General features: G+C 53.0%; 20 protein-coding genes. 3 read left to right on the top strand and 17 right to left on the bottom strand.

Features of this window, described 5'->3' with window-relative positions; translation table 11 throughout:
• Positions 1 to 34: 34 nt before the first annotated feature.
• The 9 genes from CODIS_RS12335 to CODIS_RS12300 form a co-directional block, all read right to left on the bottom strand.
• Positions 35 to 397: a roadblock/LC7 domain-containing protein gene (locus CODIS_RS12335; RefSeq protein ID WP_069125428.1), complete on the bottom strand. Its 363-nt coding sequence runs from the start codon at positions 395 to 397 to the stop codon at positions 35 to 37.
• A gap of 39 nt (positions 398 to 436) precedes the next feature.
• On the bottom strand, positions 437 to 580 hold the full coding sequence (locus tag CODIS_RS20970; protein ID WP_154723111.1) for a hypothetical protein: 144 nt from the start codon (positions 578 to 580) through the stop codon (positions 437 to 439).
• Positions 573 to 1,235, bottom strand: a complete 663-nt coding sequence (locus tag CODIS_RS12330; RefSeq protein ID WP_069125424.1) for a hypothetical protein — start codon at positions 1,233 to 1,235, stop codon at positions 573 to 575. The genes CODIS_RS20970 and CODIS_RS12330 overlap by 8 nt, the downstream gene beginning before the upstream one ends.
• Positions 1,236 to 1,239: 4 nt before the next feature.
• Positions 1,240 to 1,779, bottom strand: a complete 540-nt coding sequence (locus CODIS_RS12325) for a GTP-binding protein (RefSeq protein WP_069125421.1) — start codon at positions 1,777 to 1,779, stop codon at positions 1,240 to 1,242.
• 29 nt (positions 1,780 to 1,808) lie between these two features.
• Entirely contained in the window at positions 1,809 to 3,020 is a 1,212-nt protein-coding gene (locus CODIS_RS12320) for a response regulator (RefSeq protein WP_069125418.1), read from the bottom strand.
• A 9-nt stretch (positions 3,021 to 3,029) separates the two neighbouring features.
• Positions 3,030 to 3,761 (bottom strand): tetratricopeptide repeat protein, encoded by a 732-nt coding sequence (locus CODIS_RS12315; protein WP_069125416.1) that lies wholly within the window; start codon positions 3,759 to 3,761, stop codon positions 3,030 to 3,032.
• A 499-nt stretch (positions 3,762 to 4,260) separates the two neighbouring features.
• The gene (locus CODIS_RS12310; RefSeq protein WP_069125413.1) at positions 4,261 to 4,929 is read right to left on the bottom strand and encodes a TIGR04211 family SH3 domain-containing protein; all 669 of its coding nucleotides are present in this window, start codon (positions 4,927 to 4,929) and stop codon (positions 4,261 to 4,263) included.
• Between the two features lie 86 nt (positions 4,930 to 5,015).
• Positions 5,016 to 5,921 (bottom strand): ornithine carbamoyltransferase, encoded by a 906-nt coding sequence (argF, locus tag CODIS_RS12305; protein ID WP_069125411.1) that lies wholly within the window; start codon positions 5,919 to 5,921, stop codon positions 5,016 to 5,018.
• Positions 5,922 to 5,943: 22 nt separating this feature from the next.
• Positions 5,944 to 7,113: an aspartate aminotransferase family protein gene (locus tag CODIS_RS12300; protein WP_069125527.1), complete on the bottom strand. Its 1,170-nt coding sequence runs from the start codon at positions 7,111 to 7,113 to the stop codon at positions 5,944 to 5,946.
• A 272-nt stretch (positions 7,114 to 7,385) separates the two neighbouring features.
• Between CODIS_RS12300 and CODIS_RS12295 the strand changes: the two genes are divergently transcribed.
• The 3 genes from CODIS_RS12295 to CODIS_RS12285 all read left to right on the top strand — a co-directional run bounded on the left by CODIS_RS12295 (position 7,386) and on the right by CODIS_RS12285 (position 9,939).
• Positions 7,386 to 7,844, top strand: coding sequence for a CopD family protein (locus CODIS_RS12295; protein WP_069125410.1), 459 nt, complete (start codon positions 7,386 to 7,388; stop codon positions 7,842 to 7,844).
• Between the two features lie 93 nt (positions 7,845 to 7,937).
• Entirely contained in the window at positions 7,938 to 9,620 is a 1,683-nt protein-coding gene (locus tag CODIS_RS12290; protein ID WP_069125525.1) for a hypothetical protein, read from the top strand.
• A gap of 121 nt (positions 9,621 to 9,741) precedes the next feature.
• The gene (locus CODIS_RS12285; RefSeq protein ID WP_069125409.1) at positions 9,742 to 9,939 is read left to right on the top strand and encodes a hypothetical protein; all 198 of its coding nucleotides are present in this window, start codon (positions 9,742 to 9,744) and stop codon (positions 9,937 to 9,939) included.
• Positions 9,940 to 9,946: 7 nt separating this feature from the next.
• Here CODIS_RS12285 and moaA read toward each other — a convergent pair whose 3' ends face one another.
• The 8 genes from moaA to napF form a co-directional block, all read right to left on the bottom strand.
• On the bottom strand, positions 9,947 to 10,921 hold the full coding sequence (moaA, locus tag CODIS_RS12280; protein WP_069125407.1) for a GTP 3',8-cyclase MoaA: 975 nt from the start codon (positions 10,919 to 10,921) through the stop codon (positions 9,947 to 9,949).
• Positions 10,922 to 11,176: 255 nt separating this feature from the next.
• On the bottom strand, positions 11,177 to 11,749 hold the full coding sequence (locus tag CODIS_RS12275) for a NapC/NirT family cytochrome c (protein ID WP_069125404.1): 573 nt from the start codon (positions 11,747 to 11,749) through the stop codon (positions 11,177 to 11,179).
• A gap of 85 nt (positions 11,750 to 11,834) precedes the next feature.
• On the bottom strand, positions 11,835 to 12,260 hold the full coding sequence (locus CODIS_RS12270) for a nitrate reductase cytochrome c-type subunit (RefSeq protein WP_083220735.1): 426 nt from the start codon (positions 12,258 to 12,260) through the stop codon (positions 11,835 to 11,837).
• 49 nt (positions 12,261 to 12,309) lie between these two features.
• Entirely contained in the window at positions 12,310 to 13,218 is a 909-nt protein-coding gene (gene napH / locus CODIS_RS12265; RefSeq protein WP_069125398.1) for a quinol dehydrogenase ferredoxin subunit NapH, read from the bottom strand.
• 1 nt (position 13,219) lies between these two features.
• The gene (gene napG, locus CODIS_RS12260; RefSeq protein ID WP_069125395.1) at positions 13,220 to 14,077 is read right to left on the bottom strand and encodes a ferredoxin-type protein NapG; all 858 of its coding nucleotides are present in this window, start codon (positions 14,075 to 14,077) and stop codon (positions 13,220 to 13,222) included.
• Between the two features lie 79 nt (positions 14,078 to 14,156).
• Positions 14,157 to 16,727, bottom strand: coding sequence for a nitrate reductase catalytic subunit NapA (gene napA, locus CODIS_RS12255; protein ID WP_069125393.1), 2,571 nt, complete (start codon positions 16,725 to 16,727; stop codon positions 14,157 to 14,159).
• Positions 16,714 to 16,983: a chaperone NapD gene (locus CODIS_RS12250; protein WP_069125390.1), complete on the bottom strand. Its 270-nt coding sequence runs from the start codon at positions 16,981 to 16,983 to the stop codon at positions 16,714 to 16,716. The genes napA and CODIS_RS12250 overlap by 14 nt, the downstream gene beginning before the upstream one ends.
• Positions 16,980 to 17,531 carry a ferredoxin-type protein NapF gene (gene napF, locus CODIS_RS21740; RefSeq protein WP_083220729.1) on the bottom strand — a complete coding sequence of 184 codons (552 nt, stop codon included), beginning with the start codon at positions 17,529 to 17,531 and terminating at the stop codon, positions 16,980 to 16,982. Before napF ends, CODIS_RS12250 begins: the two co-directional genes overlap by 4 nt.
• Positions 17,532 to 17,755: the final 224 nt, after the last annotated feature.

Genomic DNA, 17,755 nt, shown 5'->3' with positions numbered 1-17,755 from the left:
GGTAATGAGCTCCAAGTGGTCTCACTGAGTACGGTTAGATGAGTTTTGAGATACCTTCCGCCGCTCGTTTCACATCAAGGAAGATCAAACCAAGTTTAGTGCTGGATTTGGCTAAAACGGATATGACCGCTTCTTCACCGGCATGGGTCATGATGACATAGCCCTGATTACCCTTAATCAATACCTGTTCAAGTTCCCCACGGGCCAGTTCTTGGGCGGTTCGGTCACCCAGGGAGAGCATGGCTGCACTCATCGCACCCACCCGGTCCTCATCCAGGTTGGCGGGTAACAGGGAGGCCATGATCAGGCCGTCAGTAGATATGACCGCAGAGGCCTCTATGTCTGCAGAGGTGCCGTTGAGCTCACTCAATATCGATGCCAACATGTCTTCACGCATTGTCGTTTACTCCTGGAGTGGTATAAAAAATTAATACAGCTAGGGTTCTGTTTTTATGTAAGTACCGACCATATTGTTGAGCAGTGTCCGGCTCATGCCTGTTATCCGGAAGAGTTGGTCAAGCTCTTCGATTTGGCAGAATGATTCACAGAGTTTTCGCTCCACCCTGTTGATGTCACTCATTGTCGGTTTGGTTCTCCCATAGTTTTTCTGTCGAGTAACGCAGGGTTAGTGTCCACACCAGATCGCGAAATGCCGGTTGATTGAGGCAGGGACGGTCTTCGACAACCAGCACAAAGCGTTGTTGGCCGATATGCAGGGGCCAGAATCCAAGCTGGCTGTTGCCTGAGGCGTCAGCCAGCGTCCAAGCTTGTTGGTTCAGGCCCAGGTTATTGGCGAGCAAGTGCTGGTGGCGTTCATACAGGGAACCCAGATCGGCACTGACGGCGGATAGCGCTTCAGCGGCCTCATGAGGTATACCGCTGGTCGCAAGGTAAAATCCCTGGTTGTCCGCCAGCAGCGCCTTGCCGGTGAAGGAAAGCTGCTTCAACAGTTCAGGCAGTACATCCTCCAGCGGGCCCACCGGTGCCGACAGGGGGGAATCGAGTCCAGTCAACCAGCCGAGGTCCTGTAGCCTGGAGATCAGCTCCACGGTCGCTTGCTGATCCAGTCCGCTCCAGTTGGTAAGACGCTCACTAACTGCAACCGGACAGCTGTCTTGCGCCAGAATGCCAAATAACAATCGTCTTGCCGGTTCCATATGGCTTGAACTCGCCGCATAGAAGGCGCCTGCCGGGGTGGGTTCAAAATAGGCGGAGGTATCCAGATTCATGGTCATAACATTAGTTCGCCAACGTGGGATCCAGGGAGTAGAGCAGAGACTGCACCAATAGAGAGACATCGCCCTTTTTGCGGGCATCCACCTCCAATAGCGGCAGCGTGGACCAGCCGAGGGCGGACAGTTCACGTTGATAATCGCTGATTGTCGGGGTGGACTTTTCATCCATACGGGTAATGCCGATGGAAACCGCTGTACAGCCGATAAAATCTTTAAAGGCATCAAGAAAAAAGTGGAGGTCGCGAAACGGTTCGATCCGTGAATTGTCGATCAGCAATACCAAGCCGAGGCCGCCTTGTGTGAGAATGTCCCACATAAAGTCAAAACGCTCCTGACCGGGGGTGCCGTATAAGTGGATGCGTTCATCTCCAGCCAACTGCATAATGCCGTAATCCATCGCGACTGTGGTTTGGGATTTGCGATCTTTCGTCATGTCACTGGCCAACTCATCAGTGGTAACCATGGGGACATCTGACAGAACGCTGATAGCCGTTGTTTTGCCGGCGCCTACAGGGCCGGTGAAAATGATTTTATAATTTGCCATAGGTTTTCATGATCCGGTCTCAGCATTCATCATGCAGCACGCAGATGATTCAGGATGCGCCCCAGCAGTCCTTTACGTGAAGGCTCTGCTTTTTGCATCTGAACCATTTCCTCACCCCCGGGTATTGATTGAAATCGTACCAAGCCCAAGTTATGGCAAGCGGAGTAAAAGGCACAAACATAGCGCGCTTCCATGCCCAGGGTATCCGCAGTCTGGACCAGGGAAACCGGAGTTCGGGACCACAATGCGGCGATACGAAGAAATGGTGAAATACTCAATAGACGGGTTAAATTAGGCCACTGTCGTAGATGCACCGGAGCATGAATATCCGTATTAAGCGGGAGGCGGCCGCGGGCACTCCATAAGGTCACTTTCCAGAGCAACGCGTCCATATTTTGAGGTGTCTGCTTACTGAGGCGCAACAGGTTGGTTTCGCTAACGCGAGGATTCTCAAAACGAATCTCGTCCGGTTTGACTGCCATGAGGCAGCGTGGGCGTAACCTGGAATCACTGAGGTCAGTCAAAGCAACACTGGCTTTTGGCAAAAGGGTGATGCTTTTTCCGCCAGGCAGATGGAGGGCGATCGGATATGCATCTTTCCGGCAGCGTGCTATGGCGGTCTCCAGGATGTGTTGAAACAGGTTTTGGGAATCGTAAAAAAGCTTGTCGCGGTCTGCTCCATTGGCTAAGTCTGTACTGTTTTCAGTGCCACAACACTCATGGGTGATACGGGTAAGCGTTTCAAGGTTGCGTACGGCATTTTGAGTGTCGTTGGCTGCGAACCCTACCGGGATTCGCTTCTCTTCAGTATCAGGCTGTCCGGTAGTGATCGGTTGTACTGACGGCTTAGGAGGAGATTCAACTTTTTGGACTTTAACCGGGGTTTTGGTTTCGTTATCTACGTTTTTATGGATTGGTTCATTGCGATAAAAGTCAATAATTGTCTTGAGTAAATCGACCTTTATGGGTTTACGCAGGAACTGCACGCCATCAATTTCCTGATCACGCACCGAGAGTGCGAGTATAGGGCGGTGAGGATAGCGATTGCGCTGATGCTGAAGTAGTTTTTTACCGTTTAAACTGTCTAAATCCAGGATACACAACTGCGCCTGTTGTTCCGGCACTATGGTATATTTATCTTTGTTCTGCCCTTGGAGGAACAGTTCGAGCATGGCCATATCCCTATCGCTGACTCCCAATAGCGCTATTTTGAATAGCTTTTGATCGTTTCGAGCAGACATAAAGATTCCTCAATTTTCCAGCTTACTGCGTGTCTGATTCCATTCTTCAAGCGCAATAACAATGTTGTTGCCAAGCCTCTCCTGCATGCGTATCAGGTCTTCAAGTGAACGTGTATGGCTATACAGTTCCAGTAACTCGTGATGCAGTTCAGGTGTTTTCGGTGCTTCTATCAATGCCTCTTCCAGGATCTGCTGTGCCTTGGATACATCGCCAAAATTGAGTTCTTCTCTCGCTAAGTCCAATGGGTTTTGTTGTTTCAAGCTGGGCGTGGTTCGAGGGGTTTCCTTTTTTACGAGAATTGTATTTCCTGCAAAAAAGTTGCCGAGCACGGAATGGCGACTGGCGGGCAGCGACTGATCAGGCCGCAGCCCAGGCTTATAGTGCTTGAGAAACAGGTCATAACGGTCTTGAGGCAGTATTTTTTTCAACTGTCGTAAAAGGCTGCCCCGTAGACTGATGCCCTTGTCGCCAAGTACCAAGTGAAGGTCCAGCATGGCGCCGAATGATGCATCAGCATCATTGCATGCCAAGTGTAAGCGTACTCTGCGAACATGGTTGATCAGGTTGAATGGTTCGCGTGCGACAGAATGTGCTAAATGTTTGGCCCACAAGCTCAGGTCAACACCTTTCGGAATGGTTAAATCCCATTGAGGCTGATCAATGAATGCCATCTGCATCGGATATCCGGCCGTCTCAGCAGTGTGTTCATCAATATGAGAATTTTTTAGAGCGTCTGACATTCAAGTCACCTAATATCCATGTTCCTCTGATTGTCACTAACCGGCCAAGCAGAGACCCCTTCATTAATCCAGGGTAAAGAGTTGATTAAATTAAGCTTTAATGTCAGATAGAAGGATCAGCCTACACTCTTGAGTGCATCCCTTCTGCATTGAGTTTGATAGCCTGTCGTTCCAGAGAGGTTCTGGACATGTATTAGCCTAAGAATTTCTGGTTTTAACGGTATGGATGACAAAATCTTTAGTACTTTTGTGACTTAGATCACACATTTTCCGAAGTGATGGTTGAAAGAAGAAGTTAATTCTGGATGTGGCTTCACGCGGCTGAATATGCGTGATGTCTAATTTATAGGCGGCCATTGAGGGCTGTGACGGCTAGTTCCCTAAAGCATGCACTTGCCGCACGCTTGTCATGCTCATGGCGCAGAAGAAATGGAGCGTTTATGTGCTGCCTTTTCAGGTCTTGGATAAATAATCGTAGATAAGGCAGCAACTCAATTGTTTAAAGAGAACCCCAGCTGCTGCGGCGTCTTTGGAATCGCAGATGTGGCAGGATCAGGCCAATCAAAATGCCGGCAATGATGACACCCGCACCGATAAGGAACCAGTCACGTGTGGCTTCGTTGCTGAGGTCGCGGTTTTCCTGCTTCAGCTCCTCCGCTTCACGGGTCAGATCGGCAACCTGTTTGCGCAGTTCATTGCGTTCATTGGAGATGCGAATCGCATTGGAAGCGGTTCTCTGGATGCTTTGCAGCTCCTGTTCCTGCTTGTCCTTGATCTGTTGCAGCTTTTTGTGTGAGGCCTGCAGTTCACGGTGATTCTTCTGCAGGTCGGCAAGGTTACTCCGCAGTTCTCCCGGAGCTGCCTTCAACGCATCAATCTCTTTGCGCATGGTCTCCAATTGGCTACGTGCGACAGGTTCACTCAGCAGCTGCCTGGTGAGTACGAAGCCCTCTTTGGTGCCCATGCGAACCTTGCTGTAACCGGTCTCCTTGTTGGTGGAGATGACCTCCACTGCTGTGCCGGTGTTGATGTAACGGGTTATGCGGTGTTTGATACTCTCGCCGGTGCGCATGGCGATTTTGAAGTCGTCGGTAACATAGTAGGTTTTAGCCTGAACCACCGCGGGCAGTAGCAGCAGGCAGAAGATCGAAATAGTGAATCTCTTCATGGCAATCTCTCAGTCCGACGATTATCGGGCATTTTACAACTCTAAGCGTTCCTTGTTACAAAACAGACCACATTTTTACAGGCTGTTTACCTGCCGAGCAGTAGAAACTCCATCAACGCCTTTTGAGAGTGGAGGCGATTTTCCGCTTCGTCCCATACCACGCTCTCTTCTCTGTCAATGACGGATGCACTCACCTCTTCACCGCGATGGGCAGGCAGACAGTGAAAGAAAAGCGCGTCATCGGCCGCCCGTGCCATCAGCCCGTCATTCACCTGGTAACGGGCGAACGCCTTCTCCCGCTGCACCTGTTCCTCCTCCTGTCCCATACTGGCCCAGACATCTGTGACGATCAGGTCGGCATCTTCTGCCGCAAGCAGGGGATCTCTCACAATGGAAACCTGTTCCTTAGCGGCCTGCAGGACCGTTGGATCGGGATCGTAACCCTCCGGACATGCGATGTTCAAGTGGAAGTCGAACCGTTTCGCTGCGTTGATATAGGAGTGGCACATGTTATTCCCGTCGCCGATCCAGGCCACACGTTTGTCGCGGATATCACCCCGATGCTCGAAATATGTCTGCATATCCGCCAGCAGTTGGCAAGGATGGAACAGATCGGTGAGCGCATTGATGACAGGCACCTTGGAGTGGGCGGCGAATCGCTCCAGGACAGATTGATCGTAGGTGCGGATCATGATGATATCGAGCATACGCGACAACACGCGCGCACTGTCTTCAATCGGTTCGCCACGCCCCAGTTGAGTATCCCTGGGTGAGAGAAAGAGGGCGTGTCCACCCAGCTGCGACATCCCTACCTCAAAGGAGACGCGGGTACGGGTGGATGATTTCTCGAAAATCATGCCGAGATTTTTGCCCTTCAGTGGCGTATGGATATCGCCTCGGTGCTGTATGCGCTTGAGTTCACTGGCCCTGCGGATCAGCGCATGCAGTTCATCGCTGCTGAGATCGAGAAGTGATAGAAAATGCCTTGTCATAGTTACTGTCTCAAACAGACAATCAAAGATATCCCAGGACCAATGCACTGACCTTGTCGATGATCTCTTCGCATTCGGCGTCACTGATGATCAGTGGAGGTAACAGTCGTACAATCTTATCGGCAGTGACATTGATCAGTATGCCCTGATCAAGGGCGCGGGTTACCAGCTCAAAGCATGGCCGGTCAAGTTCGATACCGATCATAAGGCCGGATACGCGAATCGAGACCACTCCCTGTTGTTCGCCAAGCTTGGATTGAAAGCCGTTTCGCATGCGTTCACCCAGCTGTGCGGCCCTTGCTGCCAACTGGTGGGACTCAATTTGCTCCAATACCGTCAGTGCAACCCGGCAGGCGAGTGGATTGCCGCCGAAGGTGGAACCGTGTTTCCCGGGTGAGAACATCTCGGCCGCGGCACCCCTTGCCAGGCAGGCGCCTATAGGAACGCCGTTGCCCAATCCTTTCGCCAGGGTCATGACATCCGGCAGGATGTCGTTATGCTGGTGACTGAACATACGGCCGGTGCGCCCGATTCCGGTCTGAATTTCATCCAGCATCATCAACCAATCGTTTTCATCACAGATCTCGCGTATCCGATTGAGGTAATCCCCGTCGGGGATGTTGATGCCGCCTTCGCCCTGGATGGGTTCGACAAGCACCGCTACCACGTTGTTGCTGTTATTGGCGATTTCAGTGATCGCTTCGATATCATCGTATGGAACACGTATAAAACCCTGAACCAGGGGTTCGAATCCGGCCTGAACCTTGCGGCTGCCGGTGGCGGTCAGCGTGGCAAGGGTGCGACCATGGAAACTCTGGTCCATGACGATGATTGCGGGATTCCTGACCCCTTTTTTATTGCCATGGAGACGGGCGATCTTTATCGCCGCTTCGTTGGCCTCGGCACCGGAGTTGGCGAAAAATACCCGGTCCATCGAGGCCATTTCGCACAGTTTATCGCCCAGCTTTTCCTGGTAGGCAATGCCATAGATATTGGATGTGTGGAGCAGGGTTCCGGCCTGGTCACACAAGGCGTCTCGAATTTCAGGGTGTGCATGTCCCAATCCGCAGACGGCAATGCCGGCGATGGCGTCAAGATAGGAACGGCCCTGATCATCCCACAGCCGGGCGCCCTCACCCCGTAGGAAGGTTATAGGTAACCGATTGTAAGTCGTCATCAGAGAGTCGACCATGTGCGTACCCATAAAACAAAAAAGGCATCCGTTTAGGACGCCAGTCAATGCGTTAGTCCCGCCAAAATCGACAGGGAATCGAATAGTCTACCTAGCCAGATGCAGTTTTTCAAACTTCTGTGCCGGCAGGGTCTGTGGATTCCGATCTTGATTTCACAACCATGCAATGAGATGAATGGCGGCCTTCGACAATACGGCAGTTGGAGATTGGACGGCGGTTAGGCACAATGGACGGTCCTTCTTGAATCAACCCCTTGTAGAGGTGGAGAGTTATGTCGATTGCTATGACCCTGCATATCATTGGCGTCATTATTTGGGTTGGAGGGATGTTCTTTGCGCATATGGTTCTGCGTCCCGCGCTCAATGATTCTCTGGAGGCCCCGCAACGTTTATCGCTTCTTTTGCGAGTCTTTGATGGTTTCTTTCCCTGGGTTTGGGTGGCTGTCATTGCCATATTGGCCAGCGGATTCTGGATGTTGTTCATGTTCTATGAAGATAACATCGGATTGTGGTTGGGATTCATGACGGTAGTGGGTATCTTGATGTCCGCTATTTTCGTCTTTATCTATGCCATTCCCTACAAACAGATTCGGGTGGCGCGAAAAGAGGATGACAAGCCGAAGTTAGTGGAGGCCGTCAGCCTGATACGACAACTGATACTGATTAATCTCACCTTTGGAATGCTGGTCACTGTAGTTGCTGTCGTGGGTAAGTATGGCCTGCTTCAATAATCGGCGAGGGATGTTTCTCAAATCACTGGTCGTATCGGAGAATGATGTCTGAAAATATAGAGTACAGCTATTTATGGTGACATGATTATGGCTATGTCGATTTACTTGTTCTGCCGGCGCCTGATTGGAATTAATATTGTTGCGCTCCTTCTGATCATGCCTTGTCCGGCTCTTGCGGAGGAGGATGCTGGAAGGTCCGCCGACAAAGAGAGAAATACCCTCTCTACACTGCTCAATCTGGTAACCATCAGAGAGAATATAGAAGGGGATATTGCATCATTAAGCAGATCCGTCGCCGCTGCGGAGTCGGAGACGCAAAAGGCATCATTGAAACAACAGTTGTTGAAACTGGATGCCGAGCTATCACGCACTGTCGAGAATTTCGAGAATATCTCCGCGGGGATCGATCTGACAAGCCTGCGTAGCGAGGAAGAGACTCAGTTCGATCTCAAGCGGGAGTTGTTCTCCTTGCTCAAGCCCGCCATCGACGAGATGAAGGATATGACATCGAAGGTGCGTCAGAAATCGGAGTTGAAGGAGAAGATCGCCTATTACGGTGAAAGGCTGAAGATACTCGATGACGCCCTTAAAAATATTGAAGCTTTGCGTATGGAAAGTGATTCGGACAAGTTGAAGGAGTCCCTCGATACGCTTGCTGAAAAATGGCTCAAGAGTCACGCCTTCATGAGCAGTGAATATCAAGCGGCAGAATTACAGCTTGATGAAATACTCGCTTCCGAGGTCTCGATCACCGATGCTTCACAGGACTATTTGAAGCAGTTCTTTCAGCGCCGCGGGCTCTATCTGATTGAGGCGATATTGGTGATTGTGATCGTTATTTTCCTCTCCAGGATGAGTGACAAGGCGATGAGACGCCTGATGCCTGGCTTCAAAAAGAGACACCGCAGTTTTCGTGTCAGGCTATTGGAGCTTGTGCATCGGATAGTGACCACCTTGCTGATCATCATTGGACCCATGGTGGTTTTCTATGTTGTCGAAGATTGGGTGTTGTTCAGTTTGGGTATTCTCCTGCTGTTGGGAATGGCATGGGGGCTTCGCCAGGCCTTGCCCAGATATTGGCACCAGATACAGTTGTTTCTGAATATCGGCTCAGTGCGTGAGGGGGAGCGTATATTTTTGGATGGATTGCCCTGGCGGGTTGAGCAGATCAATGTCTTTACCATCCTGGAGAATCCGGATGCAGAGCTTGGCCTGCGTGTACCAATCGATGAACTGGTTGATCATAAATCGAGACCCAGTCATCCGGATGAGCCATGGTTTCCTTGCCAAAAGGGCGACTGGGTGATTCTCAGTGATGGAGTCAGGGGTCGAGTGACCGGAATTTCCCCGGAACTGGTGCGGCTGGTGGAACGGGGTGGTGCACAACTGACCTACCAAACCAGTGATTTCCTTGCCGCTTCGCCACGCAACCTTGCAACGAACTTCCGCATCAAGGAGGTGATTGGCGTCAGTTACGCACTCCAGGAGAAGAGTACGGAAACCATTCCGGAAATCCTGCGGAACACGATTCAGCTACGACTGGAGCAGGAGGGTTATACTGAACATCTGCTCAATTTGAGTGTTGAATTTTCTCAGGCCAACAGCTCTTCGCTCGATATCACCGTGATTGCGGATTTCAGTGGTGAACTCGGGGATCTCTATAATCGCCTGCGCCGTGCCATTCAACGTTGGTGCGTGGATGCCTGTACTGAAAACGGATGGGAGATACCATTTCCTCAAATGACCCTGAGTGGCAGTCTAGGGCCAACTGGATGAGTATTAGCCGCCCTAGGCAAACTCCCTTGAAAATGGCCTATGCTTACCGGTGCGGGGACGCGTAAGAACGCCCCCCAGTTGTTACCACCTGCTTCACTCTAATACAAGAATAGGGGGTAGTATGAAACTGGAATACGAAGTCATCGAAGATCAATACGACGATACCACGCACATCAGAAGCATGACGGAACAGGCCCGTATACCGGGAGGCGGGTGGTTGATACGTACCACACTCTATACACCCCACCAAATCGGTGTGGATGTATTGAGGCTACCTGCCGTTAAAAAGAAAGGCGCCCTGTATAAACCCGTGGGTTGATGGTTATTCAGCCGCCAAGGGCCGACATCGGGCGAATTATCGCGGTCGGCGTTTCACCGAAATGGTGTCGTTCCGGCTTCCGTGCAATGGCGGAGTGAATCGCCGCCTGTATGTCTGCATCCGTTGCACCCTCGCGTATCAGGGGGCGCAGTGCCAGCTTATCTTCCTGTCCAAGGCAGAGGTGGAGATCACCGGTCACGGAGACTCGTACACGATTGCAGGTTGCGCAGAAGTGTTGTGATTGGGGGGTGATGAAACCGATTACGAGATCGGAGTCCTCGATCTGGAAATAGCGAGCCGGACCGCTTCCGCGCATCGCCGCGGGTTGTAATTTATAGCGTTTTTTAAGCCGTGCCTCGATCTCGGAGAGCGGCATGTAATGCTCAGAGGCGGACAGTCCGCCCTGACCGACCGGCATGGTTTCGATAAAGCGCAGGGTGAGGCCCCGTTCCATGCAGTACTCAATCATGCTCTCGACTTCATCGTCGTTGATGCCCCGCATGATGACCATGTTCAGTTTTATCGGTGTCAATCCAGCCGCCTGTGCGCTGGCTATACCTTCCAAAACCGGTTGCAACCGGCTGCCGGTGATCGTTTTAAATTTTTTCTCGTTGAGTGAATCGAGACTGATATTGAGTCGTGTCACGCCCGCATCGCTCAATGGCCCGGCGAATTGGCTGAGGCGGGATGCATTGGTGCTGAGGGACAACTCCTCGATACCTTGAAGGGCGGCGATACGGCGGGCAATGTCCTCCAGTTCCTTGCGGACAAGAGGCTCACCTCCGGTGAGTCTGACGTGTTTGACGCCAAGCGCGGCAAATTGAGCGATAAGCCGTTCCACTTCATCGGTAGTGAGCCAATCATCGGGTGTCTCGAACGCTCTATGGCTCCTGGGAAGGCAATAAAAACAGCGAAAATCACAGCGATCGGTAACGGATAGGCGCAGGTACTCGATCCGTCTGCCGAATGTGTCACTTAGCATGGCCGCCTCTCACACTATCATTTTTTGTCATTATAGACCTATCAGTAAACCTAATCATTCAACGGGATTGGGAAAAGGTCAACTGTTTTCCCTCAGTCGCTGAATATGCCACTACAGCTTCTCAAAGACTGCATTCATAACCTGGTTGGCTGACGGTGCATCCTGGCTATTAAGGGGTTTACCGGCAGCCATTCTTAACCGTTTGATTACAAACTACTTTTAATTGAGTGCAGGAAAAACTTCCGTCTGTCCATATTAAAACTCGGCGTTGGGATCGAACCCTTCGGGGAGTGAATGGGCAATCCCTTTGTGGCAATCGATACAGGTTTTTTGCGGTTCCTTTCCATCCACAGCGTCCCAGTAGTGAGGATCGTGCTGCTCGGAACTGCGTGGTGCCTGTCTGTCCAGATCCATTGAGACGAACTTGTGGCAGTTACGGCACTCCCGGGAGTCGGTCTTCTTCATCGAGCGCCAGACATTCTGTGCCAGCTCGAGACGCTTGGCTTCGTACTTCTCCGGCGTGTCGATGGTTCCCAGCATCTTGTGGTAGAGCTCATTGGTCGCCTGAATCTTGCGCACGACTTTGTGGATCCACTCCTTGGGGACATGGCAGTCAGGGCAGGTGGCGCGAACACCGGTCCTGTTGGTGAAGTGGATCGTCTCCTGCAGCTCTTGGTAGACTGTCTGTTCCATTTCATGGCATGAAATACAGAAGGTTTCGGTATTTGTCATCTCCATTGCGGTGTTGAATCCGCCCCAGAGTATGATACCGGCAACGATACCGACGGCTATCAGGAACAGCCCGCCTTTTTTCTTACTTTCGTTCATACTTACTTTTCACTAGTTGATTTGTCTACTGCTATTCAGTGAATCGTGGCCGCCTCCATTCGAGGCGACCCGATTCGGCTGAATACTATTTGGCACCTTGAAAGTTGTTTTGCACCAGGGGATCCGCGCCCACCTGGGGTGCATGGCACTGGTTACAGAAGTATCGGCGGCTGGAGATAGTCTTCAGAACCTTGCCCTCACGATCCTCATAGTGGCTATCACCCACCTTGGGCGCCTTCTCTTTCTCGTAGGTGGCTTCGCTGTGACATTTCATGCAACCGTTGTTCTTCAGGTTGACTTCGTATTTGTCCACTTCGTGCGGCACCATGGGCGGTTGCAGCTTGAAGCTTCTTTCGATGCCGCCTTTCACATTGACGAGCTTCAGGTCGGCCGGTTTTTTCGCCATGGTGTCGAGTGCATCGCCACGCAGCGATTGAACGTCGGCCAACAGGGCAGTCGACAGGAACATGGTTGCGATTGCCGCAAGTGTCAGTAGTGCGATTTTTTTCATACCTTTCTCCATCATCACTCTCATAAACAGAATTGGTTTGATGTGCCGGTCAGGTCCGGACACCCCGATTGACTTCAACCTCTCGCTTGTACTCGTCGATTTTTTTGGCGTGACGTCCGCCATAACTGAAAACCTCTGGTGCACAGATATCGATACAGTGCCCACAATTGGTGCAGTCGGAAGAGAGAATCACCGGGCTCAGCCCCTTCTTCTCTCCCTTCAGCGCCGGCTTGATCACCTGCGGTTCCGGACAGACCACGTAGCACTCCATACAGTCGTTGCAGGCGTGACGCTCAAGGGCGTTGACCCGCAACAGGCTCTTACTGCCGACCAGGTTGTAGAAAGCGCCCACTGGACAGATGTGTCCGCACCAGCCGTCTTTAGCCACAATCAGATCGAACAGAAAGATCCCCAGGACCATGATCCAGGCCGCACCCATGCCGAAGACAATGCCGCGGAACATCATGGAGACCGGATTGACCAGTTCCCAGATGATGCCCCCGGTCACCACCAGCGGCAGGATCAACGTCAGCGCCAACATCCAGTAGCGGGTGGAACGCGAGAGCTGCGAGGTGGTTCTGATCCCCAGCTTGCGCCGCAACCAGGCGGCCAGGTCGGTGACCATGTTGACCGGGCAGACCCAGGAGCAGTAGACCCGGCCTCCCACCAGGAAGTAGAAGACCAGCACGATGACCACGCCGATAATGGCGGCAGTCTCCGGAACCACTCCCGACAGACTGGCTTGCAGCAACACATAGGGGTCGGTCAGCGGCAGCACGTCCAGGGTCAGGTTTGAGGCCAGGTTGCCCTTCACGATCCAGATGCCGAGCCAGGGACCGGTCAAGAACAGCGCCAGAATCCCGAGTTGACTGAGTCGCCTCAGGATCAGGAACTTGTGGGCCTTGAACCAGCCTTTTTCGGCAATGGCGTCGTCACCCAATGTCTTCATGTCTAACATGCTACTTGTCCATGAAACCGCTATTGAGTGTATCCAGAGGATTGGAGGAGAAGGGTGTCTCCTCGGCCTCGCCTTCGATGATCAAGCCTTCACCCTGCAGGTCGTAACGCACCCCTTCGGGCAGGTTGTAACGATGCTCGGTGTCGGGCGTGACCAGTGACTTGCCCGCTTTCTCTTTCTCCTCCCAGCCCAAACGGTAGTGCTTGCCCAATTCACCCTTCGCAAGGTGCATGGGAAAGACCTTGATGGCCGCCTCTTCCAGAATGCATGCACGTTCACAGAGTCCACAGCCGGTACAGGCCTCGGAGTGGACCACGGGAATGAACAGGGCATGCTTACCGGAACGGGTGTTGTGCTGCATGTCCAGGGTGATGGCGCGATTGCGGATCGGACAGACATTGAAACAGACTTCGCAACGCAGTCCGTGGAACGCAATGCAGTTCTCCTGGTCGATGAGCACAGCCAGGCCCATACGCGAATCTTCGATATCTTTCAGGTCATGGTCGAGGGCGTTGGTGGGACAGGCCACCACACAGGGAATGTCCTCGCACATCTCACACGGCCCGGTACGGGCGATGAAATAGGGCGTTCCCGTGGCAACTTCGTCACCGACCTCACCCAGAAACAGAATGTCGTAGGGACAATCGCGCACACAGAGGCCGCAGCGAATGCAGGCGCCGAGAAAATCCTCCTCCGGCAAGGCGCCGGGGGGGCGAATGTAGTTGGCCGGCATGGTAGAGGCCCGTTTCGAATAGGCGCCCAGTCCCAGTCCGACCAATCCTACACCACAGGCGGTTTTGAGCATATTGCCCAGAAACTGCCGGCGGTTGATCTCGTTTTTTCTCTCTGTTTCTGACATGACTGATGTGATACTGCGATTCAGTGCTTCCGTTTTCAGTTAACCGCCGGTCCGGTTGCCCGGACCGGCACCGTACAAGCTATGCGCGTGTCACCTTGACACCGCATTTCTTGTAGTCCGTCTCTTTCGAGAGCGGATCGGTCTGGTCGAGGGTCAGTTTGTTGACCAGGCGTCCCGCATCGAACCAGGGCACGAAGATCAGGCCCTCGGGACACTTGTTGCGACCCTTGGTGTCGACCTTGCACACGATCTCGCCACGACGGGTGGTGAGCTTGGCCAGCGCACCGTTACGCAGCCGACGTTTCTTGGCGTCTTTCGGATGCATGTAGACCACCGCGTCGGGCACCGCGCGATAGAGCTCGGGTACGCGACGGGTCATCGAGCCGGAGTGCCAGTGCTCCAATACACGGCCGGTGCAGAGCCACAGATCGTACTCTTTATCCGGTGGCTCGGCGGCCGGCTCATAGGGCGCGGTGATGATGTTGGCCTTGCCGTCAGGCTTGCCGTAGAACTTGACCCCATCACCCTTGGCCACATGGGGATCGTAGCCTTCGCGGAAACGCCACAGGGTCTCCTTGCCGTCGATCACAGGCCAGCGCATACCGCGGACCTTGTGGTAGGTATCGAAGTCGGCCATCTCGTGACCCTTTTTCGGGATACCCTCAACGGAGTTGAAGAGGCGATACTCTTCGAACAGACCCTTCTGTACATAGAAACCGAAGTCAGCCGACTCGTCGTTGTCGTACTTGTTGCCACGGCTGTCGGTGACCTGTTCCACCGGGAACTTGTCGACCTGCCCGTTGGCGTAGAGCACGTCAAACAGGGTCTTGCCCGCATACTCAGGCATTTTCGCGATAAGGTCTGCAGGCCAGACATCCTCGACCTTGACGTATTTGGCGAACTCCATGACCTGCCAGACGTCAGATTTGGCCTCACCCGGTGCGGCAACCTGCTGACGCCAGAACTGGGTACGACGTTCTGCGTTACCGTAGGCACCCTCCTTCTCGATCCACATGGCGGTCGGCAGGATCAGGTCTGCGGCCTGGGCCGATACCGTCGGATAGGGGTCGGAGACGGTGATGAAGTTGTCCGGGTTGCGCCAACCGGGATAACTCTCGTCATTCATGTTGGCCGCAGCCTGCATGTTGTTGTTACACATGACCCAGAAGGTATTCATCTTGCCGTCGTTGAGGGCGCGATGCATGGCGACCGCATGGATCAGGGTCTTGCCCATGGGTTTGCCGCTGATATCGGTCTGATCGGCGCCGTCGGTCTTGCCGTTGGCTCTTGGAATCGTGCCGGCCGGCAGTTTCCAGGTCTTCTCGGCGAACTTACAGTGGGCATCCTTCTTGGTGACCAGGTCTGCGGGCAGACGGTGGGTGAAGGTGCCGACCTCGCGTGCGGTACCGCAAGCGGAGGGCTGACCAGTAAGGGAGAAGGGGCTGTTGCCGGGTTCTGAGATCTTGCCCATCAACAGGTGGACGTTATAACAGAGGCCGTTGACCCAGACACCGCGGGTATGCTGGTTGAAGCCCATGGTCCAGTAAGAGGAGACCTTCTTCTTGGGATCGGCGTAGGCTTTGGCCAGTCTCAGCAGTTTGTCCTTCGGTACCTTGGAGAGCTTGGAGGTGTACTCCAGGGTGTAGGGTTCAACCGACTTGGCGTACTCTTCGAAACTGATCTTGGTGAGCTTGCCCTTGTTCCGGTTCTTGGCGGCCTTCTCGCGGGGATCATTGGCACGCAGACCGTAACCGATATCGGTCGGGGTCTTGGTGAAGTTGACGTGCTTGTCGATGAACTCCTTGTTATAGGCCTTGTTCTGGATGATGTAGTTGGCGATGTAGTTGAGGATCGCCAGATCGGTCTGGGGCTCGAAGATCATATCGTTATCTGCAAGCTCGTAGCAGCGGTGCTCGAAGGTGGAGAGCACATGGACTTCGCAGCCGGGCTTGGTCAGACGGGTGTCGGTGAGACGGGACCAGAGAATCGGGTGCATCTCCGCCATGTTGGCGCCCCACAGCACGAAGACATCGGCGTGCTCCAGATCGTCGTAACAACCCATCGGCTCATCGATACCGAAAGCGCGCATGAAGGCGCCTACCGCAGAGGCCATGCAGTGACGGGCGTTGGGTTCCAGGCTGTTGGAACGGAAACCTGCCTTCAACAGTTTCTGTGCGGCATAGCCTTCCCACACAGTCCACTGACCGGAGCCAAACATGCCGACACCTTTCGGGCCCTTGGCCTTACGGGCTGCGACCCATTTCTCGGCCATCGTCTTGAAGGCCTCTTCCCAAGAAACGGCTTCGAATTTGCCGTTCTTGTCATATTTGCCGTTGGTTTTGCGCAACAACGGTTTGGTCAGCCGATCCTCACCATAGAGGATCTTCGGCAGAAAGTAGCCCTTGATACAGTTGAGGCCCTTGTTGACCGGTGCGTCAGGATCGCCCTGACTGGCCACGACTTTACCGTCTTTTACACCCATCAGTACGCTGCAGCCGGTACCGCAGTAACGGCAGGCAGCCTTGTCCCAACGAATGCCGTCGTCTGCTTCGGCAGCAACGGATTGGCTGACCGGCAGGGTAACACCAGCCACGGAGGCTGCTGCGGCCACTGCATTACTCTTAATAAAATCTCTTCTAGTTAATTTCACGGTTCATTTCCTCCATCGACTCTTCACCGCCATAGTGATAAATCAAAACAGTGTTCACGACGCCTTTCACGTCACGAAGGGCATTCATAGTGTCTGACACGGGTGACATCGACTCACCCTCGTCCTCAATAGTGACAATCAATTTGTCTTCCTCGGTTCCTCCATGGACCTCGACTCCCTGGAACCCTAGCAGGCGTTGGCACACCTCGGCTCCCTGGGTCGGTTTGGTATGGACGATCAAGCTGCATATATTCATGGATTGAGCATCTCCTCACGGACTTGTGTTGATACCGCGTGGTCATTTGAAATGGGGGTAATTGTTATTGATTTACTCGGACAAACTGCGACGCAGGCCCCGCAACCGGTACAGGTTGCAGGATCGGGTTGCGGCTGTGAGCGGCCACCCGTTTGAAGCTGAAACCGAATTGCACGTTCCTCGCAGATGTCGCCGCAGCTTCTGCAGACAACGCCATTGAGGGAGAGGCACGACTGTTCGATTTCGATCTCAAGCGACCAGGGTGGAGTGGATAAATCTTCAGGGAATTCCAAAGCCTTGGGTTGGCACGCCTTTACGCAGTCGCCGCAAAATGTGCAATGACCCCGAGTGAAGTCAATCACAGGGAAGCCGCCTGACCCGTTGATGATAATTCCGGGCGGGCATGCCTTGATGCACTCATCGCAACGGTTGCAGAGTTCCAGGAAGCTGGAATCCCCAATCGACCAGGGTGGATGTATGCCTCTGCGGCGACTGTTGACGTCGCCACGGAGGAACTGAACTCTGTCTATGGATATATCCAAAATCATGCCTCAATCGAGGTAGTCGAATCGGCGATAGCTCACCGGATTAGGTGACAATCTCTCAATGAGCCTAAAGTGTTTCACCAGAGGGGTGCGACTGCTTTGACACGGATCAAGGATTGAATGGAAAAGATTAAGAATTTATTAATAGAATCAAGAAGTTACCAATATTTTGGTAGTCCCTATTACTACTATTTGGGTAGGCTGTATGTCGTATGAGGTAGAGAATC

This window comes from Candidatus Thiodiazotropha endolucinida (assembly GCF_001715975.1).
In the GTDB taxonomy this organism is placed as follows: Bacteria; Pseudomonadota; Gammaproteobacteria; order Chromatiales; family Chromatiaceae; genus Thiodiazotropha; species Thiodiazotropha endolucinida.
This window is presented reverse-complemented; position numbering and strand designations above follow the sequence as displayed.